Source organism: Pseudomonas sp. Y3 TE3536 (assembly GCF_053629175.1).
This window is the reverse complement of the sequence record NZ_JBRJHU010000001.1, coordinates 1,313,409-1,336,594: the sequence shown is the minus strand read 5'-3', so window position 1 is coordinate 1,336,594 and position 23,186 is coordinate 1,313,409. Positions and strand designations below refer to the sequence as shown.

At 63.9% G+C, this 23,186-nt stretch carries 19 protein-coding genes; 5 read left to right on the top strand and 14 right to left on the bottom strand.

Annotation, left to right across the window (positions count from 1 at the left end):
* Positions 1 to 4: 4 nt before the first annotated feature.
* The 6 genes from AB7M33_RS06030 to exaC form a co-directional block, all read right to left on the bottom strand.
* On the bottom strand, positions 5 to 652 hold the full coding sequence (locus AB7M33_RS06030) for a DedA family protein (protein WP_027594930.1): 648 nt from the start codon (positions 650 to 652) through the stop codon (positions 5 to 7).
* 327 nt (positions 653 to 979) lie between these two features.
* Positions 980 to 1,438 (bottom strand): GNAT family N-acetyltransferase, encoded by a 459-nt coding sequence (locus tag AB7M33_RS06025; protein WP_085274007.1) that lies wholly within the window; start codon positions 1,436 to 1,438, stop codon positions 980 to 982.
* A 108-nt stretch (positions 1,439 to 1,546) separates the two neighbouring features.
* Entirely contained in the window at positions 1,547 to 2,365 is an 819-nt protein-coding gene (gene eutC, locus AB7M33_RS06020; protein ID WP_099430860.1) for an ethanolamine ammonia-lyase subunit EutC, read from the bottom strand.
* An 8-nt stretch (positions 2,366 to 2,373) separates the two neighbouring features.
* A complete protein-coding gene (locus AB7M33_RS06015) occupies positions 2,374 to 3,768 on the bottom strand; it encodes an ethanolamine ammonia-lyase subunit EutB (RefSeq protein ID WP_027594933.1) in 1,395 nt (464 codons plus the stop codon).
* Between the two features lie 49 nt (positions 3,769 to 3,817).
* Positions 3,818 to 5,266 (bottom strand): ethanolamine permease, encoded by a 1,449-nt coding sequence (eat, locus tag AB7M33_RS06010; RefSeq protein ID WP_454242576.1) that lies wholly within the window; start codon positions 5,264 to 5,266, stop codon positions 3,818 to 3,820.
* A gap of 165 nt (positions 5,267 to 5,431) precedes the next feature.
* The gene (gene exaC, locus AB7M33_RS06005; RefSeq protein WP_099428235.1) at positions 5,432 to 6,952 is read right to left on the bottom strand and encodes an acetaldehyde dehydrogenase ExaC; all 1,521 of its coding nucleotides are present in this window, start codon (positions 6,950 to 6,952) and stop codon (positions 5,432 to 5,434) included.
* A 255-nt stretch (positions 6,953 to 7,207) separates the two neighbouring features.
* On the opposite strand from exaC, the gene AB7M33_RS06000 reads away from it, so the two are divergent.
* The 4 genes from AB7M33_RS06000 to AB7M33_RS05985 all read left to right on the top strand — a co-directional run bounded on the left by AB7M33_RS06000 (position 7,208) and on the right by AB7M33_RS05985 (position 11,540).
* Positions 7,208 to 9,214, top strand: coding sequence for a sigma-54-dependent Fis family transcriptional regulator (locus AB7M33_RS06000; RefSeq protein ID WP_454242575.1), 2,007 nt, complete (start codon positions 7,208 to 7,210; stop codon positions 9,212 to 9,214).
* 66 nt (positions 9,215 to 9,280) lie between these two features.
* Positions 9,281 to 10,630 carry a UDP-N-acetylmuramate:L-alanyl-gamma-D-glutamyl-meso-diaminopimelate ligase gene (gene mpl / locus AB7M33_RS05995; RefSeq protein ID WP_085274005.1) on the top strand — a complete coding sequence of 450 codons (1,350 nt, stop codon included), beginning with the start codon at positions 9,281 to 9,283 and terminating at the stop codon, positions 10,628 to 10,630.
* Entirely contained in the window at positions 10,627 to 11,256 is a 630-nt protein-coding gene (gene ubiX, locus AB7M33_RS05990) for a flavin prenyltransferase UbiX (RefSeq protein WP_027594938.1), read from the top strand. Before mpl ends, ubiX begins: the two co-directional genes overlap by 4 nt.
* Positions 11,253 to 11,540 (top strand): YceK/YidQ family lipoprotein, encoded by a 288-nt coding sequence (locus AB7M33_RS05985; RefSeq protein ID WP_027594939.1) that lies wholly within the window; start codon positions 11,253 to 11,255, stop codon positions 11,538 to 11,540. The genes ubiX and AB7M33_RS05985 overlap by 4 nt, the downstream gene beginning before the upstream one ends.
* Positions 11,541 to 11,582: 42 nt before the next feature.
* On the opposite strand, the gene AB7M33_RS05980 is transcribed toward AB7M33_RS05985, so the two are convergent.
* The 7 genes from AB7M33_RS05980 to AB7M33_RS05950 all read right to left on the bottom strand — a co-directional run bounded on the left by AB7M33_RS05980 (position 11,583) and on the right by AB7M33_RS05950 (position 19,326).
* Complete coding sequence (locus tag AB7M33_RS05980; protein ID WP_027594940.1) at positions 11,583 to 12,227, bottom strand: oxidoreductase; 645 nt, start codon at positions 12,225 to 12,227, stop codon at positions 11,583 to 11,585.
* 27 nt (positions 12,228 to 12,254) lie between these two features.
* The gene (locus AB7M33_RS05975) at positions 12,255 to 13,988 is read right to left on the bottom strand and encodes a C13 family peptidase (protein WP_265970168.1); all 1,734 of its coding nucleotides are present in this window, start codon (positions 13,986 to 13,988) and stop codon (positions 12,255 to 12,257) included.
* Between the two features lie 162 nt (positions 13,989 to 14,150).
* The gene (locus AB7M33_RS05970; RefSeq protein WP_265970169.1) at positions 14,151 to 14,411 is read right to left on the bottom strand and encodes a hypothetical protein; all 261 of its coding nucleotides are present in this window, start codon (positions 14,409 to 14,411) and stop codon (positions 14,151 to 14,153) included.
* A 700-nt stretch (positions 14,412 to 15,111) separates the two neighbouring features.
* Entirely contained in the window at positions 15,112 to 16,218 is a 1,107-nt protein-coding gene (locus AB7M33_RS05965; RefSeq protein WP_454242574.1) for an acetoin dehydrogenase dihydrolipoyllysine-residue acetyltransferase subunit, read from the bottom strand.
* Positions 16,215 to 17,237, bottom strand: coding sequence for an alpha-ketoacid dehydrogenase subunit beta (locus AB7M33_RS05960; protein WP_085274000.1), 1,023 nt, complete (start codon positions 17,235 to 17,237; stop codon positions 16,215 to 16,217). The genes AB7M33_RS05965 and AB7M33_RS05960 overlap by 4 nt, the downstream gene beginning before the upstream one ends.
* Before the next feature lie 33 nt (positions 17,238 to 17,270).
* Positions 17,271 to 18,248, bottom strand: a complete 978-nt coding sequence (locus tag AB7M33_RS05955) for a thiamine pyrophosphate-dependent dehydrogenase E1 component subunit alpha (protein ID WP_027594944.1) — start codon at positions 18,246 to 18,248, stop codon at positions 17,271 to 17,273.
* Positions 18,249 to 18,270: 22 nt separating this feature from the next.
* A complete protein-coding gene (locus AB7M33_RS05950; protein ID WP_454242573.1) occupies positions 18,271 to 19,326 on the bottom strand; it encodes an ATP-NAD kinase family protein in 1,056 nt (351 codons plus the stop codon).
* Positions 19,327 to 19,609: 283 nt separating this feature from the next.
* On the opposite strand from AB7M33_RS05950, the gene AB7M33_RS05945 reads away from it, so the two are divergent.
* Positions 19,610 to 21,463, top strand: coding sequence for a sigma-54-dependent Fis family transcriptional regulator (locus tag AB7M33_RS05945; protein WP_454242572.1), 1,854 nt, complete (start codon positions 19,610 to 19,612; stop codon positions 21,461 to 21,463).
* A gap of 363 nt (positions 21,464 to 21,826) precedes the next feature.
* On the opposite strand, the gene accC is transcribed toward AB7M33_RS05945, so the two are convergent.
* Positions 21,827 to 23,182, bottom strand: a complete 1,356-nt coding sequence (accC, locus tag AB7M33_RS05940; protein WP_099428241.1) for an acetyl-CoA carboxylase biotin carboxylase subunit — start codon at positions 23,180 to 23,182, stop codon at positions 21,827 to 21,829.
* Positions 23,183 to 23,186 lie beyond the last annotated feature (4 nt).

The window sequence follows — 23,186 nt, the reverse complement described above, 5'->3', positions numbered from 1 at the left end:
GGGGTCAGTGAGCCTTGGCAGCACGGCCCAGGCGACCGCGCAGCAGGCCGAGCACCATCGGCACCAGCGACAGGAAGATGATACCCACCACCATCAGCGACAGGTGCTGCTTGATGAACGGTACATTGCCGAAGAAGTAGCCCAGCGTCACCAGGCCTCCGACCCACAGCAACGAACCGGCGACACTGAAGCCCAGGAAACGCGGGTAGTGCATGTGGGCAATACCGGCGACGAACGGCGCGAAGGTACGCAGAATCGGCAGGAAGCGCGCCAGGGTCACGGTCTTGCCGCCATGGCGTTCATAGAATTCGTGCGTGCGCTGCAGGTAGTCGCGGCGGAAGATCTTCGAATTGGGGTTGTTGAACAACCGCTCGCCGGCCGTTCGGCCAATCACGTAGTTGGTACTGTCGCCCAGGATCGCCGCCGCCATCAGCAGGCCCGCCAGCAGGACTGGGTCCATGCCGCCACCGGCCGCCACGGCGCCGGCGATGAACAGCAGCGAATCACCTGGCAGGAACGGCATCACCACCAGGCCGGTTTCGCAGAAGATCACGGTGAACAGGATGGCGTAGATCCAGGGACCGTAATTGGTGACCAGCAGATCGAGGTAGGCATCGAGATGCAGGATAAGGTCCAGCGGGTTGAAATCCATGTACAGCACCTGTGTTCTGGGGCGTAGGCTCGGTTACCAGGGGATGGGTAAATTTTCACACATGACAAGTGGGGCATTATACGGCGAAGTGAGGATCATGCCCGGGGAGTTTGTAGCGGCGGGTTACGGAAGGGGAAGATTCATGCTGCCTGTACCGACCTCACTGCTGGCAGGCCCACCCATACCTCTCGCCATGCGCAATCCTTGTAGGAGCAGCCTTGTGCTGCGAAGAGGCCGGTGCCAGCAGTAGAGATTAACAGTGCTAGCACCGGCCTCTTCGCAGCACAAGGCTGCGCCTACAGGTACAGGTGATAAGGCCTGCGCAGGTCAATCCTGATGGATCGGCAGGATGTAGCTCTCGAACTCGGTGTCCTTGCGAAAGCCGATGGACTCGTAGGTCTTTTGCGCTGCCTCATTGTTGGCGCTGGTCGACACCCGCATCCGCACGGCATTGGTCTCTTTCGCCATCTTCTTGGCCTCGCGCATCAGGTGGTCGGCCACCAGCATACGTCGCGAGTCTTCGGCCACATAGATGTCGTTGAGAATCCACACGCGTTTGAGCGACAGCGACGAAAAGCTTGGATACAGCTGGCAGAAACCGAGCAATTTGCTGGCATCGTCATCCGCCAGTGCCAGGTAAATCACCGACTCGTCCCGCTTCAGGCGCTTTTCCAGAAAGCTGCGTGAGCTGTCCGGGTAGGGCAATTGCCCATAGAACTCGCGGTATTTGACGAACAGGGGGGTCAGCAGGTCGAGGTGTTCCAGGGTTGCCTTGATGATACGCATGTGCGGCCCTCAGGATCCATTTGGGGAAACAGCGGATTGCCAGCCGCTCTCAACAGCATGCTGCCTAATGCGTGCGAGAAGCGCAATCCGCCTTCCGTGACATGATTTTTACCCTTTTCCGAGCAGAAAGTTTCCTTTTTGGCTGGCGGGGGTATCGCTTTCCAGGCTATGGACCTCGGCTTCGTCCTTCAGATTCACCCCAGAGAGCTGCCGGCGACACGCTTCACGCATGAGGTACAGCAAGCGGTGGGCCGCCATGCCATAGCTCAGGCCCTCAAGGCGCACGTTGGAGATGCAGTTGCGGTAGGCGTCAGTCAGGCCGACCCGCGGCGCGTAGGTGAAATACAGGCCGAGGCTGTCGGGCGAGCTCAAGCCCGGGCGCTCGCCGATCAGCATCACGGTCATCCGTGCGCCCAGTAACTCGCCAACCTCATCGGCAACGGCCACGCGGCCCTGTTCCACCAGCACCACCGGGGCGCTGGTCCAGCCGTCGGCAGCGGCCTGTTCCTCGAAACGGGTCAGAAACGGCAGGGTATGGCGGTGCACGGCGAGGGCCGAGAGGCCGTCGGCGACGACGATGGCCAGGTCGACACCGCCCGGGTTGGCCTGGGCATGCTGGCGCAGGGTTTCGATCGAGTCTTCGTTCAGCCGCCGGCCCAGGTCCGGGCGCTGCAGGTATTGGTCGCGGTCGTGGGCGGCGCTGTGCAACACCAGGCTGTCGCGCCCGCGGTCACTGAGCTGGGCGGTCAGCCCGGCATGGTCGAAGGGCAGGTGCACGGCATCGCGGGCCTGGGCATGCGCGAACTGGAAGTCCAATTGGGCGCCGGTCGGCAGGCTGGTGCCGGTGCGGCCCAGGGCGATACGCGCCGGGGTCAGGGTACGCAGGGCCAGCCAGGGGTTGTCGGGGGTTACGGTGCGAGGGTCCATGGTCATCCCTATGCAAGCTGTGCCAACGCCTGGCGGAACGCCGGCGGCAGGTTGTCACCAAAGCGCACCCGGCCATCGGCCTGGGTAAAGATGCCGGTGCGCGCCAGCCATGCTTCAAATTCGGGGCCGGGCTTCAGGCCCAGGGTCTGGCGCGCATACAGCGCGTCATGGAACGACGTGGTCTGGTAGTTGAGCATGATGTCGTCGGAGCCGGGGATGCCCATGATGAAGTTGATCCCGGCCACACCCAGCAAGGTCAGCAAGGTGTCCATGTCGTCCTGGTCGGCTTCGGCGTGGTTGGTATAGCAGATGTCGCAACCCATCGGCACGCCCAGCAGCTTGCCGCAAAAGTGGTCCTCGAGGCCGGCGCGGATGATCTGCTTGCCGTTGTACAGGTACTCCGGGCCGATGAAACCGACCACGGTATTGACCAGAAACGGCTTGAAGTGCCGGGCTACGGCGTAGGCACGGGTTTCGCAGGTCTGCTGGTCGACGCCGTGGTGGGCGTTGGCCGACAGGGCGCTGCCCTGGCCGGTCTCGAAATACATGAGGTTTTGCCCAAGGGTGCCGCGCTTGAGCGACAGGCCCGCTTCGTAACCCTCCTGCAACACGTTGAGGTTGATGCCAAAGCCTGCGTTGGCGGCTTCGGTACCGGCGATCGACTGGAACACTAGGTCCAGCGGCACGCCACGGTTGATCGCTTCGATCGAGGTGGTGACGTGGGTCAGCACGCAGGCCTGGGTGGGGATGTCGTAGCGCTGGATGATTGCATCGAGCATTTCCAGCAGGGCACAGATCGAGGCGATGCTGTCGGTGGCCGGGTTGATGCCGATCATGGCGTCGCCGTTGCCGTACAGCAGGCCATCGAGGATGCTGGCGGCGATGCCAGCGGGTTCGTCGGTCGGGTGGTTGGGTTGCAGGCGGGTCGACAGGCGCCCGCGCAGGCCCATGGTGCCGCGGAAACGGGTAACCACGCGGATCTTCTGCGCCACCAGGATCAGGTCCTGGACGCGCATGATCTTCGACACCGCCGCCGCCATTTCCGGTGTCAGGCCCGGCGCCAGCGCGCGCAGGCTGTCTTCGTCGGCTTCTTCGCTGAGCAGCCAGTCACGCAGGCCGCCCACGGTGAGGTGGCTGACCGGTGCGAAGGCCTGGGCATCGTGAGTGTCGATGATCAGGCGGGTGACCTCGTCCTCTTCATAGGGGATCAACGCCTCGGTCAAAAAGTGCGTCAGCGGGATGTTGGCCAAGGCCATCTGCGCGGCGACCCGCTCACCGTCGTTGCTGGCGGCGACACCGGCCAGGAAATCCCCAGAACGTGCAGGGCTGGCCTTGGCCATCACGTCCTTGAGGCTGTCGAAGCGGTAGACCAGGTGGCCTACCGTGTGTACGAAACTTGCCATACAGATTCTCCAGAGCGCCGCGGGGCTGGCCCGCGGCGGGTGTCGGCGATCAGTGCAAGGCCTCTTCGGCCTTCTGGATCGCGGCGAATTCCTCTTCCGGTGTGCCCGCTACCAGGTGGTGGCGGCTGTAGAACGCAAAGTAGGCAATTAATACTCCATAGATCACCGCGGCGCCAATCACAACCCGCGGGTCGACCAGGAAGCCCGCCACCACGGCGATGCACGCCAGTACCAGGGCTACGCCCGAGGTGAAGACGCCGCCCGGGGTGCGATACGGGCGTTCCATTTTCGGACGGAGGATGCGCAGGGTGATGTGTGCAGCCATCATCAGCACGTAGGACAGCGTGGCCCCGAACACCGCGACCAGAATCAGCAGGTCGCCCTGGCCGGTCAGCGACAGCCCGAAACCGATGAGGCCAGGGATGATCAGGGCCAGGACCGGCGCCTTGCTTTTGTTGGTCTCGGAGAGTTTGCGCGGCAGGTAGCCGGCGCGGGACAGCGCGAAGATCTGCCGCGAGTAGGCATAGATGATCGAGAAGAAGCTGGCAATCAGGCCAGCCAGGCCGACCAGGTTGACGAAGCTGCCCATCCAGGTGGAACCGCCATAGGCTTTGGACAGTGCCTCGACCAGTGGGTTACCGGAGGCCTTGAGCGCTTCGGAGCCCGCCGCGCCAGGGCCGATCACCAGAATCAGCAGGGCGAAGGCCAGCAGCACCAGCATCGCGCCGATCAGGCCGCGGGGCAGGTCGCGTTTTGGGTTCTTGGTTTCTTCGGCGGCCAGCGGCACGCCTTCGACGGCGAGGAAGAACCAGATGGCGTAAGGGATTGCGGCCCACACGCCGACGTAGCCGAACGGCAGGAAACTGCTGGCGCCGGCGGCGTCGGTCTTGGCGATGTCGAACAGGTTGGCTGCATCAAAATGGGGCACCATGCTCACCAGGAACACGCCCAAGGCAATGGCGGCAATGGCGGTGATGATGAACATCAGCTTAAGCGCTTCGCCGACGCCGAAGATGTGGATGCCGATGAACACGATGTAGAACGCCAGGTAGATGACCCAGCCGCCGATGCCGAACAGTGACTCACAATAGGCGCCGATGAACACGGCGATGGCCGCCGGGGCAATGGCATATTCGATGAGGATGGCCGTGCCGGTAAGAAAACCGCCCCATGGGCCAAAGGCGCTGCGGGCAAAGCCGTAGCCGCCGCCTGCAGTGGGGATCATCGACGACAACTCGGCCAACGAGAAGCACATGCACAGGTACATGGTGGCCATCAGCAGGGTGGCGAGGAACATACCGCCCCAGCCGCCTTGGGCCAGGCCGAAGTTCCACCCGGCGTAGTCGCCGGAGATCACATAGGCGACCCCGAGGCCGACCAACAGCACCCAGCCGGCTGCGCCTTTTTTCAGTTCACGTTGCTGGAAATAGTCCGAACCGACTTTTTCGAAGTCGACAGAAGAGCCTGCCGGCACATTACCGGAATGATCGCTTGGCATAGTTTCACCTGTTGTTTTTCTTGGTGGCCGGAGGGACTTCCAGCCCATGGTGATAGGTATTGCAGGAAGCGAGCCAGAGCGGTTAGTGCACGGGAACCGCTTTGGCTTGTGGTGGTGATGAACCGCTGCGGTGGGCTGCAAGCAGCCCCCGCAGTTATCCCAGGTTTAGAAGAAGCCCAACGGATTGATGTCGTAACTCACCAGCAGGTTCTTGGTCTGCTGGTAGTGATCGAGCATCATCTTGTGGGTCTCACGCCCAACGCCGGACTTCTTGTAACCGCCAAACGCGGCATGCGCCGGGTACAGGTGGTAGCAGTTGGTCCACACGCGGCCAGCCTTGATGCCACGGCCCATGCGGTAGGCGCGGTTGATGTCGCGGGTCCACACACCGGCACCCAGGCCGAACTCGGTGTCGTTGGCAATCGCCAGGGCTTCGGCTTCGTCCTTGAAGGTGGTGACGCTGACCACCGGGCCAAAGATTTCTTCCTGGAACACGCGCATCTTGTTGTTGCCCTTGAGCAGGGTCGGCTGGATGTAGTAACCGGTCGACAGCGCGCCTTCGAGTTTTTCCACCTTGCCGCCGGTCAACAGCTCGGCGCCTTCTTCCTTGGCGATTTCCAGGTACGACAGGATCTTCTCGAACTGCTGTTGTGACGCCTGGGCGCCGACCATGGTGTCGGTGTCCAGCGGATCCCCACGCTTGATCTGCAGGACCTTTTTCATCACCACTTCCATGAACTGCGGGTAGATCGACTCCTGCACCAGGGCACGCGATGGGCAGGTGCACACTTCGCCTTGGTTGAAGAATGCCAGCACCATGCCTTCGGCGGCCTTCTCGATGAAGCTCGGCTCGGCCTGCATGATGTCTTCGAAGTACACGTTAGGCGACTTGCCGCCCAGCTCGACGGTAGACGGGATGATGTTTTCGGCGGCGCATTTCATGATGTGCGAGCCGACCGGGGTCGAACCGGTGAAGGCGATTTTGGCGATGCGTTTGCTGGTGGCCAGCGCTTCGCCCGCTTCACGGCCATACCCCTGGACGACGTTGAGCACGCCTTTGGGCAGCAGGTCGCCGATCAGCTCCATCAGTACGGTGATGCCCAGCGGGGTCTGCTCGGCGGGTTTGAGGACCACGCAGTTGCCTGCGGCCAGGGCCGGGGCGAGTTTCCACGCGGCCATCAGCAGCGGGAAGTTCCACGGGATGATCTGCCCGACCACGCCCAGAGGCTCGTGAATGTGATAGGCGACGGTGCCTTCGTTGATTTCGGCAGCGCCGCCCTCTTGGGCACGGATGCAACCGGCGAAGTAACGGAAGTGATCGACCGCCAGCGGGATGTCGGCGTTGAGGGTTTCGCGGATAGGTTTGCCGTTGTCCCAGGTTTCGGTAATAGCCAGGACTTCAAGGTTCTGCTCGATGCGGTCGGCGATTTTCAGCAGCACGTTGGAGCGGTCCTGGACGGACGTGCGGCCCCAGGCATCGGCGGCGGCGTGGGCGGCATCCAGGGCTTTGTCGATGTCTTCGGCAGTGGAGCGGGGAAACTCTGCGATCAGCTTGCCATTCACCGGGGAGGTGTTTTCGAAGTACTGCCCCTTGACCGGAGCTACGAATTCACCACCGATGTAGTTGCCGTAGCGGCTCTTGAAGGAAACCTTCGCGCCTTCGGTACCGGGATGTGCGTAACGCATGGTGTGTCTCCTGGCTATTGTGTTTGTTAGGGAGTTGAAAAGCGTAGAGCAAAGGTTGGGCCAGTGTTTTGAGGTTCTGCTAAATCAAGCACTTAGCGTAATTTTCAGAGGGCTGTGAAAGCCCGCCGTGCCAGCCCTGGTACGGCCTGTGTGACACTTTGTGCCATTTGCGACACGCTGCCGGCAGGTGCATTGCAAAGGCCCGCCGGGTGGAGGATGCTGGCTGAACGCTCGATCTGCGGAGAACCACAACACATGCAGAGCAATCACTTGAGTCGCCATGCCCAGCAAGTGCATACCGTTGCCCACGGTGAAGCCGGGGCGGGCGGCAGTGACCCGGCGATCGCCCGGTCCTGGCTGCGCTGCCTCGAGGATTACCACCTCGACCCGACGCTGATCGAGGCCCCCGTGGTGCTTGAGCACGGGCGCTTGCTGGAGACCCGCGAGCGCCTGCACCAGGTGCTGAAAATTGCCGACGCCGAGATGAACAGCCTGCATCAGCAGCTCTCTGGCGCCGGCCATGCGGTGCTGCTGACCGATGCCCGCGGGGTGATCCTCAACTGTGTCAGCGCCCCCAGCGAGCGGCGCATCTTCGAGCGGGCAGGGCTGTGGCTGGGCGCCGACTGGAGCGAAGCGCGCGAAGGCACCAACGGTATCGGCACCTGCCTGGTCGAGCGCCAGGCCCTGACCATTCATCAGCACGAACACTTTCGTGGCCGCCACACCGGCCTGACCTGCTCGGCAAGCCCGGTGTTCGACCCGCACGGCGAACTGCTGGCGGTACTCGACGTGTCGTCGGCGCGGCCCGATGTGTCGCGGCAGAGCCAGTTTCACACCATGGCCTTGGTCAACCTCTCGGCGAAGATGATCGAGAGCTGTTATTTCCTGCGTCATTTCCAGCAGCAGTGGCTGCTGCGCTTTCATCTGCAGGCTGAGTCGGTCGGCTTGTTCAGCGAGGGCTTGCTGGCCTTCGAGGGTGACGGGCGGATTTGCGCCGCCAACCAGAGCGCGCTCAACCTGCTGGGCACCGTTCGCGGTGGCGTGCTGGGGCAACCGGTGGAGCGGTTTTTTGCCTGCAGCCACGACGAACTGTTCAGCCGCGCCGTGCCTGGCGGCAGTACTGTTTGGCCGTTGCAGACACGCGACGGCCGCCAGGTGTTTGCCAGCCTGCGAGGCCAGGCGCGTACGCCGGTCTGGTCAGTACCGCTCAGCCAGCCCCAGCCCCAGCGTGCTGAAGCGCCAGGCATCTGCCTGCTCGACCCGGCGTTGCAAAACGACTTCCGCCGCTGCGTGCGGGTATTCGAGCGTGATGTGCCGCTGCTGTTGCGTGGCGAGACCGGTTGCGGCAAGGAGGCATTCGCCCAGGCCGTGCACCAGGCCAGCCAGCGTCGCGGCAAGCCGTTCGTGGCGATCAACTGCGCCTCGATCCCAGAGAGCCTGATCGAAAGCGAGCTGTTCGGTTATCGCGGTGGCAGCTTTACCGGCGCACGCAAGGAAGGCATGCGCGGCAAGCTGCTGCAGGCCGATGGCGGCACGTTGTTGCTGGACGAGATTGGTGACATGCCACTGGCCTTGCAGACGCGCCTGTTGCGGGTCCTGGAAGAGCGCCAGGTGGTGCCGATTGGCGGCGAGCCCCAGGCTGTGGACGTGCGCATCGTCAGCGCGACCCACCGCGACCTGCTGGAGCGGGTGGCGCAGGGGAGTTTCCGCGAAGACCTGTATTACCGGTTGAACGGGCTGGAAGTGGCCTTGCCAGCAGTGCGTGAGCGCAGTGACAAGGGCCAGTTGCTGGACTTTTTGCTGCGTGAGGAGGCCCAGGGGCAACGGTTCGAACTGGAGCCCAGTGCGCGTCAGGCGTTGCTGGACTTTGCCTGGCCGGGGAACGTGCGGCAGATGCGCAATGTATTGCGCACGCTCGTGGCGCTTTGCGATAACACCTTCATCGGGTTCTCCGACCTGCCCGCGACTTTCCGGAGTAATGCGGCCCCTGTGGGGGCGGGCTTGCCCCGCGAAGCAGGCAACGCGGTGGATGGCCCCGGCTTTGCCGGTGTTCGCGGGGCAAGCCCGCTCCCACACGAGGAGCAAAACAGTCTCACCCACAAGAGCGCGCCAGTGCGCCTTGAGGACGCTGAGTGCGAAGCTCTGCTGTCAGTGCTGGAGGCAAAACACTGGCACTTGACCCGCGTTGCCGAGCACCTGGGCATCAGCCGCAATACCTTGTATCGAAAACTGCGCAAACACGGCATCACCCGGGTCGGCTGAGCGAAACAGCGGGTGCGATTTCCCGCGCCCTGGGCTACCCTGCCTCGATGTTTTGCGAGGTCGACCATGCATATTCACATTCTCGGTATTTGCGGCACGTTCATGGGTTCCCTGGCGGTCCTGGCCAAAGAGCTTGGCCACCGCGTCACCGGCTCCGATGCCAATGTCTATCCCCCGATGAGCACCCAGCTCGAAGCCCAGGGCATCGAGCTGACCCAGGGCTATGACCCGGCTCAGCTAGACCCGGCACCCGACTTGGTCGTGGTCGGCAACGCCATGTCGCGGGGCAACCCGGCGGTGGAATACGTGTTGAACAAGGGCCTGCCCTATGTCTCTGGCCCACAGTGGCTGGCTGACCACGTGCTGCAGGGCCGCTGGGTATTGGCCGTTGCCGGTACCCATGGCAAGACCACCACCAGCAGCATGCTGGCCTGGGTGCTGGAGCATGCCGGCATGAGCCCTGGGTTCTTGATCGGCGGCGTGCCACAGAACTTCTCGGTGTCCGCGCGTTTGGGCGACACGCCGTTCTTCGTGGTCGAGGCCGACGAGTACGACAGTGCGTTCTTCGATAAACGCTCGAAGTTCGTCCACTACCACCCGCGCACCGCGATTCTCAACAACCTTGAGTTCGATCACGCGGACATCTTCCCCGATCTGGCCTCCATCGAGCGCCAGTTCCACCACCTGGTGCGCACGATCCCGAGCGAAGGCCTGGTGATCCATCCGACCACCGAACAGGCGCTGGAGCGGGTCATCGGCATGGGTTGCTGGACCCCGGTGCAAACCACCGGTGAAGGCGGCCAATGGCAGGCGCGCCTGCTCAGCCCCGATGGGTCGCGCTTCGAAGTGCTGTTCGAGGGCGAGGCACAGGGCGTGGTCGATTGGGCGCTGACCGGTCAGCACAACGTCGCCAATGCCTTGGCAACCCTGGCTGCGGCCCGCCATGTCGGTGTAGTGCCGGCCATGGGTATCGCCGGGTTGAGCGCCTTCAAAAGCGTCAAGCGGCGCATGGAGAAGGTCGCTGAAGTGCAGGGCGTGACCATCTACGATGACTTCGCTCACCACCCGACCGCCATCGCCACCACCCTCGACGGCCTGCGCAAGCGTGTAGGTGAAGCACCGGTGATTGCGGTGATCGAGCCGCGCTCCAACTCGATGAAGCTGGGTGCCCACCGCGATGGCCTGCCGGAAAGCGTCAACGATGCCGACCAGGTCATCTGGTACGCACCGGCCAACCTGGGCTGGGACCTGGCCGCCACGGCGGCGCAGTGCACCGTGCCGAGCGTGGTTGCCGACAGCCTCGAAGCGATCATCGAGCGCATCAAGGGCCAGGCACGGCCGGGCACCCACGTGGTGATCATGAGCAACGGCGGCTTCGGCGGCTTGCACGGCAAACTGGCCGAGGCGCTCAAGTGAGCGGGCCGGCGCGCATCACCCTTGCCATGACGGGCGCCTCTGGCGCGCAATATGGCCTGCGCCTGCTCGATTGCCTGGTGCGTGAGGACCGCGAGGTGCATTTCCTCATTTCCAAGGCCGCGCAGCTGGTGATGTCCACCGAAACCGATGTGTTGCTGCCGCCCAAGCCCCAGGCGATGCAGGCGTTTCTGACCGAATACACCGGCGCTGCCGACGGCCAGATCCGCGTGTATGGCAAGGAAGACTGGATGTCGCCGGTGGCCTCGGGCTCTGGCGCACCGGCGGCGATGGTGGTGGTGCCGTGTTCTACGGGTACCTTGTCGGCGATTGCCACCGGCGCTTGCAACAACCTGATCGAGCGGGCCGCCGACGTCACCTTGAAGGAGCGCCGCCAGTTGATCCTGGTGCCGCGTGAGGCCCCGTTCTCGACGATCCACCTGGAGAACATGCTCAAGCTGTCGCAGATGGGTGCCGTGATCTTGCCTGCGGCCCCAGGCTTCTACCATCAGCCGCAGACCATCGACGACCTGATCGATTTCGTCGTTGCACGCATTCTCAACCTGCTGGACATCCCTCAGGACATGCTGCCGCGTTGGGGTGAACATCACTTTGGGGCGGATGATTGAAGCGAGCACTGTCGGGGTTGGTCGCGTTGGCGCTGCTCAGTGGCTGCGCCACGGTGCGTACGCTGGATGCCAACAAGCCGGGCGCGCCGGTGGTATATGCCGGAACGCGGCTGGACCTGTATGTGATGAACGGCGGGTGCTGCCCAAAAGATCATTTCGGCGCGCTGGCGCCCGCCTACCCAGGCCTGGATCTGCCCGGTAGCCTGTTACTGGATACGCTGCTGCTGCCGTTGTCGTTGCTGACGGCAGCAGGCGTTGGCTTCCAGGCCACCGGCGGGCTTTGATTACGGTATTAACGCGTAATCTGTGCGGGAGCACGTGCGGCGTTAGTTTTTGCCCAGGCGGCGCAGTTCATCCGACTCGATCACCCGCACCCCGTCTTCTTCCTCCAGCGCCAGGCGCCACAGCGCCCGTGCCAGGGTGCACGCCTCGATACCCCGATACTTCCCAGGTATCAGCTTGGAAAGCGGCGAAATCAGTTGCTCGCCAAAGCGCGGCTCAATGCGATCACCCAGCAGCACCGACGGGCGGACGATGGTCAGCTGTGGCCAGTCCTGGGCCTTCAGCGCTTCCTCCATTTCACCCTTGACGCGGTTGTAGAAGATCGATGATTTAGGGTCGGCGCCGACTGCGCTGACAACCAGCAAATGGCGTGCACCGAGTTCCCGGGCGCGCTTGCTGAAGGCCACGACCATGTCCAGGTCGACGGCGCGGAAAGCCGATTCGGAGCCGGCCTGTTTGAGCGTGGTGCCCAGGCAGCAATAGGCGATATCGACACGCCCGGCCAGCTGCGGAAGAAACACCGCCGGGTCGCCCACTGGGTTTTCCAGGTGCGGGTGTTCGGCCAGCGGCCGGCGCGTAGGGGCCAGGACCCGGCTGATGGTCGGTTCGTTGAGTAGGCGGTCTAGCAGGTGTTCACCCGTCAGACCCGTGGCACCGGCAAGCAGGACATGCTGAGGCGTCAAATACATGATGTCTCTCCCTTGTTACACACAAGCTTAGTGGTTGCCGGGCTTTTTTTCCTGCTGCTCCACCGTCGCTTGTGCAGCATTGCGTAGCGCTTCCTCGGCCTGTTGCCGGCGTAGGTGCTGCCAGTGTGCCAGTACTGCTGGCGGCGCCCAAAGCTGCGGTTCAGAGGCTTCGAAACCGTCCTTTCGTTCTCTTTCGGCAACGCTGGCGCGTGCCAGTTCAAACGCCTGTTTCAGGTCGTCGGTCTGGTTCAGCGCCTCGGCGAACAGGGCATCGCCAAAGTAGGTGAAGTCGGCTTCCTCCGAGCAACCGAACGACACCCGATCGGCGCGGGCGGCGGTCATGATCACCGTGCGATCGTCTTTGAGCGGCGCGATGTAGCCCCCTGAATAGCAGGCCGAGATGACGATTACCTTGTCGCGCTCTTTCAGCGGTGCCAGGGCACTGGCCAGCTCGTCGGCGGACAGGTCGGCCAGTTGCAGGCGGGGTTGGTCGAGCACCAGTTGGTGGTCGTGGCTGCCGTGGCTGGTGAGGTAGATGAACACCAGGTCCTCGGGGCCGCTGCGTTCGGCCAGGGTACGGGCGGCGCGGGTGAGGTTCTCGCGGGTGGCCATGGGGCGGCTGGCCATGTGGTCCCGGTGGTTGACCAGGGTGACCTGGCCACGGGCGCCAAAACGGACCTTGAGCATGTTGCTGACATAGTCGGCTTCGCGCAGGAACACGCTTTGCTGGCCATCGCCGGCCACGACCAGGCTGTATAACTGGATGGCCGGCGCGGTAGGCGGCACCCGTGCCAGTGCGTCCTCCAGCAGGCGGCCCTGGTTGAGCAGGGCCAGGTCCAGCGGGTCGGGCAACAGCGTGCCCTTTTCGTCGCGCACGCGTACGCCATTGACCCAAGTGCCACCCTCGACCTTGCCGTTGCTCAGGGTCAGCCGGCCTTTGCCATGGTAGGCATCGTTTTCGAAGGCGCCGATGTACTGGCTGCCGTCGGCCAGTTGCAGGTTGCCTTGGCCAGAAAAGTGCCAGTCAACGAAACCGCCTTTGTAATGGCTGCCATCGCTGCCGAGCAGTTCACCTTCGCCCACCAGTGAGCCATCCTTGAATTCGCCGATCCACACGTCACCTTCGGCGCTTTCATAGCGGCCGCGGCCTTCCAGGCGGTTGTCCTTGAACTCCCCGATGTACTGCTCGCCGTCGACGCTGTCGTAGGTGCCGCTGCCTTGCAGCAGGCCATCGACGAAACGGCCGCTGAACTGGTTGCCGCTGGCGTCGCTGCGCACGCCGGCGCCGTTCGGTTTGCCTTTGGCGAACAGGCCCTGGTAGCGGCTGCCGTCGGCCAGCTCCAACTCGCCTGCGCCTTCGTACTGGTCGTCCTTGAACTGGCCGCGGTAAGTCTGGTCGGCTTGCTTGAGGGTGCCCTCACCGTCGCGTCGGCCGTGGCTGAAGGTGCCGGCATAGTGGCTGCCCGGTGTGGTCAGGTCACCGAGGCCCTGGAACAGGCCCTCGGCGAACTGGCCCCGGTAGACCTCACCGTTTTGGCCATGCCACTCGCCCTGACCATGCCATTGGCCGTCCTTGAAACTGCCGGCGTACCAGCTGCCATTGGGGTAGTCGATGCGGCCCTCGCCTTGCAGCAGGCCATTGACCACTTCGCCCCGGTAACGCCCGCCGTCGGGCAGGCGCGCGTCCGGAGGCAGTAGCGATTCGCCATCTCCGCACGCGGCGAGCAACAGGATCAGGGTGACAGGGAGCAGTGGACGCATGGTGGAGACCGGGCAATAGGTCTGCCGAGTATGACGCAGAATGGGGGGCTGAGACAGATAGGGCATAAGCAGATAAACAACAGGCCCGCAGGCTTTGTAGGAGCGCCCCGGCAAGGCCGCTCCAGTATCTGCGCTGCCCTTGTGGGCGGAGCAGTATCAATGCTAGGTGATGCTCCCGGCCTGGCGACGCAACAGCAACTCGGCCAGCGCTTTGGTCATCTGTAGGTGATGCACCGCATTGACCAGCATGTTGATGCCCGGCTCACCCGCATTGGCGCAGATGTATTCGTCCAGGGTGTCTTCGATACCGCTCATCAACTGGAGAGCATGGATCACGGCGTCTACCGAGGGCATGTCTTGGTTGATGCTGTAGAAGGGGCGGGAAGTCAGCGTTTTGGGTGGATCTGGGACAATCTTCTTCATGATCACAACTCACACGTCGGTTCAGAAAATAGCCTCCACAGGGTCCTTTCTCACGGGACTAGGGTGGCGACCGTGCACGGGGTGAGAAATCCGAGGACGTGTGAGCTCGGCCAGGCCGAAGCCTGCCCGCGCACGGCTGCCATGACGAATGCCGCAATCACACACCTTCGGGTTTCTCACGCCCGGTCACCAAACATGGCGACCCTGAGACGTTATCCCTGAGATGTTTCCCCGACAATGGAGCGACCTCCGACAGGCTCGTAGGATAATTCGCTTGATGATGAGAGCTGAAGCATTTCGTTTCAGGTTCGGAAATACCTTACAGATCGCGCGATGGCGGGGTGCATGTCGGGGGATTAGGTGGGGGCTGACAGGTGCATGCCTTGATTAGGGCAGCGCCTCTGAGATCGAGCGCCGCCCGCGCGGCGCTTCGCAGCACAAGGCTGCTCCCACATCTGTTTCGGGCCAATTATTCCTGGGGCATGGGCGCGCGGCCTTCTTGGTGCCCGCCTCAATATCGCGTCGGACAAACAAGGCGGCCGCGTGCGCTGGCACAGGCGTCACTGGCCCGGAACAGATGTGGGAGCAGCCTTGTGCTGCGAAGCGCCGCGCGGGCGGCGCTCGATCTCACAGGCGCAGAACCCCTCAAGGCATGCACTTCTAAACCCAGACACCACCCCAAGCCATGCCCCTCATTCCCTCAATGCCCCCGCAAGAAATCCACCATCTTCCGGTTGACCTGTTCAGCCGCCTCCATCTGCACCATATGGCCAGCGTCCGGCAGTACCAGCACTTCGGCTTCCAGCCCGTCGGCATGGCTGGCCGGGATAATCGCGTCCTTGCCGCCCCAAATCACCAGCGCCGGGTGCTGCCCCAGCACACCGCGCAGGTCGTGGCGCTGCTGGTCGCCCTCGGCGATGGCCGACACCAGCTGTCGCAGCGCCGCATCGACGCCCTCCAGGCGCTTGAACTTGAGCATATCCTCCAGCAATTGCCGGGTGACCAGCGCCGGGTCGGCAAACAACTGCACCATTTGCGGCTTGAGTGCATTGCGGTTCGCTGCAGCCACGAAACCTTGCAGGTACTGCCCGTTGATTGCAGCCCCAAGCCCAGCACTGGCCACCAGGGTGAGGCTGGCCACCCGCTGTGGCGCCAGGCGCGCCAGGTTGAGGCTGACAGCGCCGCCCATCGAGTGCCCGGCCAGGTGGGCGCGGGGGATGTCCAGGTGGTCGAGCAGTGCCAGCACGGTTTCGCTCAGTTCATCCAGGTCGCCGCGTTGCAGCGCCTTGGCCGACTCCCCGTGCCCCGGCAGGTCAAGGGCGATGACGCGGCGCTCGGCCGCCAGCGCCGGGTGGTTGAACAACCAGTTGTTCAAATCACCGCCAAAGCCATGCACCAGCACCAGCGGCGTTGCGCCTTCGCCCAGTTCGAACCAGCGCAACAGGCGGCCGCCCACGTCGGCTTTTTGCGGGGTTGGCCCTTGTGCCTGGTCGGCGCCACCTTCGGCGACGAATTCGGCCTGGAAGCGCTGCACCACGGCATCGATCTCGGCCTCGTCGGCTTCGCCTTCCACCACCACCGCCAGCAACGCGCCGACCGGCAGGGTTTCATCCGGCTGGGCCACCAGGCGGCGCAGTACACCGCTGAAGGGGGCTTCGACGCTGCTGCTGATCTTGTCGGTCTCGACGTCCAGCACTTCGTCGCCTTTGTTGATGGGGTCACCTTCCTGCTTGAGCCAGGTGTCCACCCGGCCCTCGGTCATCGACAGGCCCCACTTGGGCATGGTCAGCGTATGAATCTGGCTCATGCGGCGCTCCTTGCAGCTTCGATCACTTTGCGCACGGCGGCCTCGATCTTCGCCGCGTCGGGGATGTACAGGTCTTCCAGCGCATCGGAGAACGGCACCGGCGTGTGCGGCGCGGTGACCATCTCGATCGGGCCCCTGAGGGCGCCGAAGGCTTTCTGCGCCACCAGTGCGCTGATGTCGGTGGCCATGGAGCAGCGCGGGTTGGCTTCGTCGATCACCACCAGGCGGCCGGTTTTCTCGACGCTTTCCAGGATGCTGTCTTCATCCAGCGGGCTGGTGGTGCGCAGGTCCAGCACTTCGCAGTCGATGCCTTGGCGGGCCAGGTTGTTGGCGGCTTCCAGCGCCACATGGACCATGCGCCCGTAGGTCACCAGGGTCACGTCGTCGCCGTCGCGCAGGAAGTTGGCTTCGCCGAACGGCACGCTGTAGACCTCTTCCGGCACCTCGCCCTGCAGGCTGTAGAGCAGCTTGTGCTCGCAGAAGATCACCGGGTCGTTGTCGCGTATCGCCTGGATCAACAAGCCCTTGGCATCGTATGGCGAGGACGGGCAGACCACCTTAAGGCCGGGGATGTGCGTCCACAGCGAGGTGAGCATCTGCGAGTGCTGGGCCGCAGCGCGCAGGCCAGCGCCGTACATGGTGCGCATTACTAGCGGGGTCACGGCCTTGCCGCCGAACATGTAGCGGAATTTGGCGGCCTGGTTGAGGATCTGGTCCAGGCAGCAGCCGGCGAAGTCGACGAACATCAGTTCGCACACCGGGCGCAGGCCTTGGGTTGCGGCACCCACGGCGGCGCCGACATAGCCGATTTCCGACAGCGGCGCATCGAGTACCCGCCCCGGGAACTGGTGATACAGGCCCTTGGTCACGCCCAGCACACCACCCCAGGCGTCCTCTTCGCCGGGCGCACCGGCACCCCCAGCCACGTCTTCGCCAATGATGAACACAGTGCTGTCGCGGCGCATTTCCTGGGCCAAGGCTTCGTTGATGGCCTGCTGGTAGCTGATCTTTCTTGCCATGGTGATTCTCCTCTTGTTCTTGTAATCCGCGGCTCAGGGGTAGCTGACGTAGACGTCGCTGAGCAGGTCGGCGGGCTGTGGCTTGGGATCGGATTTGGCGCGGCGCACGGCGTCTTCAATCAGGTCTTCGACACGCGCGTCGATGGCGTCGAGTTGCTCGGCGCTGAGCAGGCCGGCACGGGTGGTCTTGTTGCGGAACTGCATCAGGCAATCACGGGACTCGCGCAGGTTCTTCACTTCATCCGGGGCGCGGTAGGTTTGCGCATCCCCTTCGAAGTGGCCGTAGTAGCGGCTGAGCTTGACCTCGATCAGCGAGGGGCCTTGCCCGGAACGGGCACGCTCGATGGCCGCACCCGCGGCTTCGTACACGGCGAAGAAGTCGAAACCATCGATGGTCACGCCCGGCATGCCAAAGCCGGCAGCGCGGTCGGCAATGTGGTCGCAGGCCACCGACCAGTTCGACGCCGTGGCCTCGGCGTAGCCGTTGTTCTCGGCGACGAAGATGCACGGCAGGTTCATGATCGAGGCCATGTTCATGGCTTCGAACACGGCGCCTTCGTTGGAGGCACCGTCGCCGAAGAAGGCCACCGACACGTCATCGCGGCCCTTGAGCTTGGCGGCCAGCGCGGCGCCTGCAACCAATGGCGCACCGGCCCCGACGATGCCGTTGGCACCGAGCATGCCTTTTTCCAGGTCGGCAATGTGCATCGAGCCACCCTTGCCGCCGCACACGCCGGTCTTCTTGCCGTAGATCTCGGCCATCATGCCGTACACGTCCACGCCCTTGGCGATGCAGTGGCCATGGCCGCGGTGGGTCGAGGCGATGCAGTCGCTGTCACGCAGGTGGGCCATGACGCCTGCGGCGGACGCTTCTTCGCCGGCATAGAGGTGGACGAAACCGGGGATTTCGCCGGTGGCGAATTCCACGTGCAGACGTTCCTCGAAGGCGCGGATGGTGCGCATCACTTCATAGGCATGCAGTAGTTGTTCTGTACTGAGTTGATTGGACATCTTGTTGTTCTCCAGGGTTGTCTCAACACGCGGTTGCAGGGTGTAGCCGGTGGCCGCGCGACACGGCCAGCAGGTGATGGCGGGCGGCGTGGGCCAGCACGGCCTCGACGTCCACGGTGAGCGGGCCTTGGTGGTCCAGGGTGATGGTGGGGGTGTCGTGCTCGGCGAATTCGATCTCGCGTTCGCCATCCAGGGCCAGGGTGCCGCTGCTTAGGCTCAGGCGATGGGCGACGCCCGGCGTCAGCACGCCGCTGGCGGTGATGCCGCAGCCTTGCAGCAGGCCAGGCGCCAGGGGCGCGAGCAGGGCCTGCTCGGCGCCGGGGTTCAGGCGCACCCAGGCGCCGTGCGGGTCCTGGCGTGACACCGGGCACCACAAGCCGCACAGGGCCGACAGGCCGATGGCATGGGGTTCGGCGAAGCAGGCGAACACCTCGCTCAGGTCTTCGCTGCGGCTCAGGGCGCGGGCGCCAATGAAACGCTGGGGCGACACGGCGACTTCCACCAGTGCCCACTCGTCCAACTGCTGCTCGGGCACCTTCACCCGCAAGCGCTTGTTGCGGCGCAGGCCGATGCTGGCGGGCACGCGGCCGCTGGCGAGCAAGCCGCCCGCCAGGCCGGCGCTGGTGGCTTCGCGTAATTCCGGGAAGGCATTGTTGGTGCCGGTGGACAAGGTCAGCAGTGGGATGTCACCCGCTTCTGCTGCCACTGCCTTGTGGGTGCCGTCGCCGCCGAGCACCGCGATCATCGCCACGCCTTGGCCGACCATGCGTCGGGTGGCCAGGCGGGTATCGGCAACGGTCTGGGTCAATGGCAGGTCGAGCACCTCGATGTTCGGCCAGTGCTGGTCGCGGGCAGCGGGGCCTTGGCTGGCCTTGAGCACGGCGGCGGCGATGCCGGTTATGTCGGTTGGCAGCAGCACCCGGCCGATGCCGGTGGCACCGAAGGCGGCCAGCAGCCGCTGGATCGCCGACGCCTTGTCGGTGCTCGAATAGAGCCCGGCACTGGCGGTCAGGCGGCGCAGGTCGCGGCCGGAGGCAGGGTTGGCAATGATCCCGACAGTCGGGGTGGGTTGCGGCATGGCGCACCTCGAATTCTTGTTTGTCAGGGACAGAGCAAGGGAGGTGCCAGCTTTGTTTCATCTGACTGAAGTGGCTGTGCCAGAGCGGTCTGTGCGTAGGAAAGGGCGTGCGCCCAGCATGCCCGGCGAGACGCGGGGTGCCAGGCTGCGGCGGCTTTTGCCGAGACGCTGAGACGCTGCGTCTCAAGCGAGCCGGTATTCACACAGTGCTTGTCGGGGCATGCCCGGAAGCGCTTAATGGCCGCACAACGATAAAAACAGCAATGAGAACCGGAGGGCCTGAATGCTTGCCGCGAACTCCCGAGCCCATGTCGACTGCGTCAGCCGGGTGCTGAAAAACGCCGACCGCCTGCCACAGGCACCGGTGCCGCCGCTGATCCTCGATTCCTGGCGCCGCTCCATGCACCTGTATCGCCTCGACCCAGGCTCCCAGCAGGGGCCACGTATCCTTTCGCAAAGCCTGCTCAACGAATGCCGAGAACGTGCCGAGTTGTTTCTGCGCATCGCCGGCGACGCCGTGGCACGGCTGCATGAGCAGGTCCGCGGCGCCGACTATTGCGTGCTGCTCACCGATGCCCAGGGGCAGACCATCGATTACCGGGTTGAGTCCGCCATCCGCAATGACTGCCGCAAAGCTGGGTTGTACCTGGGCACCTGCTGGTCGGAAGGCGAGGAGGGCACCTGTGGGGTGGCGGCGGTGCTGACCAGCAAGGCGCCGGTCACGGTGCACAAGCGCGATCATTTTCGCGCCGCCTTCATCGGCCTGACCTGCACGGCGGCACCGGTATTCGACCCACTGGGCGAGCTGCTGGGCGTGGTGGATGTCTCGGCCTTGCGATCCCCGGACGATCGCCGCAGCCAGCACCTGATTCGGCAGTTGGTCGAGCAGACCGCACGCGAGATAGAAAACGCCTTCTTCATGCACAGTGCCCAGGGCCATTGGGTGATGCGCGCGCATGGTACGCCGGGCTATGTCGAAAGCCAGCCCGACTACCTGCTGGCCTGGGATGCCGATGGCCGCCTGCAGGCAATCAACAGCCTGGCCCGGCAGCGCCTGGTGGAGCGCCTAGGCCGCTTGCCTGAGCACATCGGCGAGCTGTTCGACCTGGGCCAGCTGCGCTGCAGTAACGAGGCCTCGGCCCAACGCTTGCCAGGCTGGGGCGAACTGTATGGCCGCGTCAGCGCACCGCAACGGCGCCCGCGCCCGCAGCCTTTGCGCCAGGCACAGGACGCGCGCATCGAGCAGCACCTGCGCCTGGCCACGCGGGTCAAGGACTGTAGCCTGGCGGTGCTGGTGCAAGGCGAAACGGGCTCGGGCAAAGAGGTTTTCGCCCGCCAGTTGCACCGGCAAAGCCAGCGGCGCGAGGGGCCTTTCGTCACGCTGAACTGTGCGGCCATCCCTGAGAGCCTGATCGAGAGCGAGCTGTTCGGCTATGTAGCCGGGGCCTTTACCGGCGCCTCCAGCAAAGGCATGCAAGGGCTTTTACAGCAAGCTGATGGCGGCACCCTGTTTCTCGACGAAATCGGCGACATGCCACTGAACCTGCAAACCCGGCTGCTGCGCGTGCTGGCGGAGGGCGAAGTGGCGCCCTTGGGCGCGGCGCGGCGTGAGCGGGTGGACATCCAGGTGATCTGTGCGACACACCGAGACCTGGCGGCAATGGTGGCGGATGGGCGTTTTCGTGAGGACCTGTACTTCCGCCTGGCCAACGCCCGGTTCGCGCTGCCGCCGTTGCGTGAGCGGGAGGATCGGCTGGGTTTGATTCATCAACTGTTAGCCGAAGAAGCCGAAGCGTGCGGGGTAGAGGTGGTGTTGGCGGACGATGCATTGCAGGCGCTGCTGCTTTACCGTTGGCCAGGGAACCTGCGCCAACTGCGGCAGGTGTTGCGTTATGCCTGTGCGGTGAGTGAGGGCGGGTGGGTGCGGCTTGAGCATTTGCCGCAGGAGGTGCGCGGCGATGCCGTGGCGTCTGCTGAGGTGGATGCCAGCAGCCCGGCTCGGCAACTGTTGCTGGATGCGCTGATCCGGCACCGCTGGAAGCCGGCTGATGCGGCGCGGGCGTTGGGGATATCGCGGGCGACGCTGTATCGGCGGGTGCATGAGCACCGGATCGAGATGCCTAGAATGAAAGGGTGATGGGTTCGTCTCAGGATTTTCAGCGCCTGTGAGGCCGAGCGCCGCCCGCGCGGCGCTTCGCAGCACAAGGCTGCTCCTACATCTGTTTCGGGCCAATATTCCTGTGGCATCGGCGCGCGGTCCCTTGGCGCCTGACACGATATCGAGTCGAACCAACGAGGCGGTCGCGCGCCAATATCACAGGCCTCACTGGGCCGAAACAGATGTAGGAGCAGCCTTGTGCTGCGAAGCGCCGCGCGGGCGGCGCTCGATCTCACCGGCAACACCCCCCTCAAGGCATGCACCTGCCAGCACCACCTATCCCTAAAGCCCATAAAAAAACCCCGGAACAGGTCCGGGGTTTTGGTACATCACACTACACGATCACTCCTGGCTGGCCAGTTTGTGCTCGAGGTAGTGAATGTTGACGCCGCCTTTGCAGAAACCTTCATCACGCACCAGGTCGCGGTGCAGTGGGATGTTGGTCTTGATGCCGTCGACGACGATCTCGTCCAGAGCATTGCGCATGCGCGCCATGGCTTCTTCGCGGTCCTTGCCGTAGGTGATCAGCTTGCCGATCAGCGAGTCATAGTTCGGCGGAACCGAATAACCGCTGTACAGGTGCGAATCGACGCGAACGCCGTTGCCACCTGGGGCGTGGAAGTGCTTGACCTTGCCTGGGCTCGGGATGAACTTCTTCGGGTCTTCAGCGTTGATCCGGCACTCCAGCGAGTGACCACGAATCACCACGTCTTCCTGGCGGAACGACAGCTTGTTGCCAGCGGCGATGCTCAGCATCTCCTTGACGATGTCGATGCCAGTGACCATTTCCGACACCGGATGCTCAACCTGTACGCGGGTGTTCATCTCGATGAAGTAGAAGCTGCCGTTCTCGTACAGGAACTCGAAAGTACCTGCACCGCGGTAGCCGATTTCGATGCACGCATCGACGCAACGCTTGAAGACTTCCTGACGGGCCTTCTCGTCGATGCCCGGTGCTGGCGCTTCTTCCAGAACCTTCTGGTGACGGCGCTGCAGCGAGCAGTCACGGTCGCCCAGGTGGATGGCGTTGCCTTGGCCGTCGGACAGTACCTGAACTTCCACGTGGCGTGGGTTGGTCAGGAACTTCTCCAGGTAGACCATCGGGTTGCCGAACGCAGCACCGGCTTCGGTACGGGTCAGCTTGGCCGAGGAGATCAGGTCCTCTTCCTTGTGCACCACACGCATACCGCGACCACCACCGCCACCGGCGGCCTTGATGATCACCGGGTAGCCGACGTCACGGGCGATCGCCAGGGCGACTTCTTCGTCTTCCGGCAGCGGGCCGTCAGAGCCTGGTACGGTCGGTACGCCCGACTTGATCATCGCGTCCTTGGCCGAAACCTTGTCGCCCATCAGGCGAATGGTGTCGGCTTTCGGGCCGATGAAGGCGAAACCGGATTTTTCTACCTGCTCGGCAAAGTCGGCGTTTTCGGCCAGGAAGCCGTAGCCCGGGTGGATCGCGGTGGCGCCAGTCACTTCGGCGGCAGCGATGATCGCCGGGATGTGCAGGTACGAATCCTTGGATGGCGCGGGACCGATGCAGACCGACTCGTCTGCCAGGCCCAGGTGCATCAGTTCGCGGTCAGCCGTGGAGTGCACGGCGACGGTCTTGATGCCCAGCTCTTTGCAGGCACGCAGGATCCGCAGGGCAATTTCCCCGCGGTTGGCGATCAGGACTTTTTCGAGCTTCGCAGACATCGTT

Excerpts from the sequence above, each read along its gene's own strand:
- AB7M33_RS06030 (WP_027594930.1), bottom strand. The coding sequence starts at position 652 with ATGGATTTCAACCCGCTGGACCTTATCCTGCATCTCGATGCCTACCTC.
- AB7M33_RS06025 (WP_085274007.1), bottom strand. The coding sequence starts at position 1,438 with ATGCGTATCATCAAGGCAACCCTGGAACACCTCGACCTGCTGACCCCC.
- eutC (WP_099430860.1), bottom strand. The coding sequence starts at position 2,365 with ATGGACCCTCGCACCGTAACCCCCGACAACCCCTGGCTGGCCCTGCGT.
- AB7M33_RS06015 (WP_027594933.1), bottom strand. The coding sequence starts at position 3,768 with ATGGCAAGTTTCGTACACACGGTAGGCCACCTGGTCTACCGCTTCGAC.
- eat (WP_454242576.1), bottom strand. The coding sequence starts at position 5,266 with ATGCCAAGCGATCATTCCGGTAATGTGCCGGCAGGCTCTTCTGTCGAC.
- exaC (WP_099428235.1), bottom strand. The coding sequence starts at position 6,952 with ATGCGTTACGCACATCCCGGTACCGAAGGCGCGAAGGTTTCCTTCAAG.
- AB7M33_RS06000 (WP_454242575.1), top strand. The coding sequence starts at position 7,208 with ATGCAGAGCAATCACTTGAGTCGCCATGCCCAGCAAGTGCATACCGTT.
- mpl (WP_085274005.1), top strand. The coding sequence starts at position 9,281 with ATGCATATTCACATTCTCGGTATTTGCGGCACGTTCATGGGTTCCCTG.
- AB7M33_RS05980 (WP_027594940.1), bottom strand. The coding sequence starts at position 12,227 with ATGTATTTGACGCCTCAGCATGTCCTGCTTGCCGGTGCCACGGGTCTG.
- AB7M33_RS05975 (WP_265970168.1), bottom strand. The coding sequence starts at position 13,988 with ATGCGTCCACTGCTCCCTGTCACCCTGATCCTGTTGCTCGCCGCGTGC.
- AB7M33_RS05970 (WP_265970169.1), bottom strand. The coding sequence starts at position 14,411 with ATGAAGAAGATTGTCCCAGATCCACCCAAAACGCTGACTTCCCGCCCC.
- AB7M33_RS05965 (WP_454242574.1), bottom strand. The coding sequence starts at position 16,218 with ATGAGCCAGATTCATACGCTGACCATGCCCAAGTGGGGCCTGTCGATG.
- AB7M33_RS05960 (WP_085274000.1), bottom strand. The coding sequence starts at position 17,237 with ATGGCAAGAAAGATCAGCTACCAGCAGGCCATCAACGAAGCCTTGGCC.
- AB7M33_RS05955 (WP_027594944.1), bottom strand. The coding sequence starts at position 18,248 with ATGTCCAATCAACTCAGTACAGAACAACTACTGCATGCCTATGAAGTG.
- AB7M33_RS05950 (WP_454242573.1), bottom strand. The coding sequence starts at position 19,326 with ATGCCGCAACCCACCCCGACTGTCGGGATCATTGCCAACCCTGCCTCC.
- AB7M33_RS05945 (WP_454242572.1), top strand. The coding sequence starts at position 19,610 with ATGCTTGCCGCGAACTCCCGAGCCCATGTCGACTGCGTCAGCCGGGTG.
- accC (WP_099428241.1), bottom strand. The coding sequence starts at position 23,182 with ATGTCTGCGAAGCTCGAAAAAGTCCTGATCGCCAACCGCGGGGAAATT.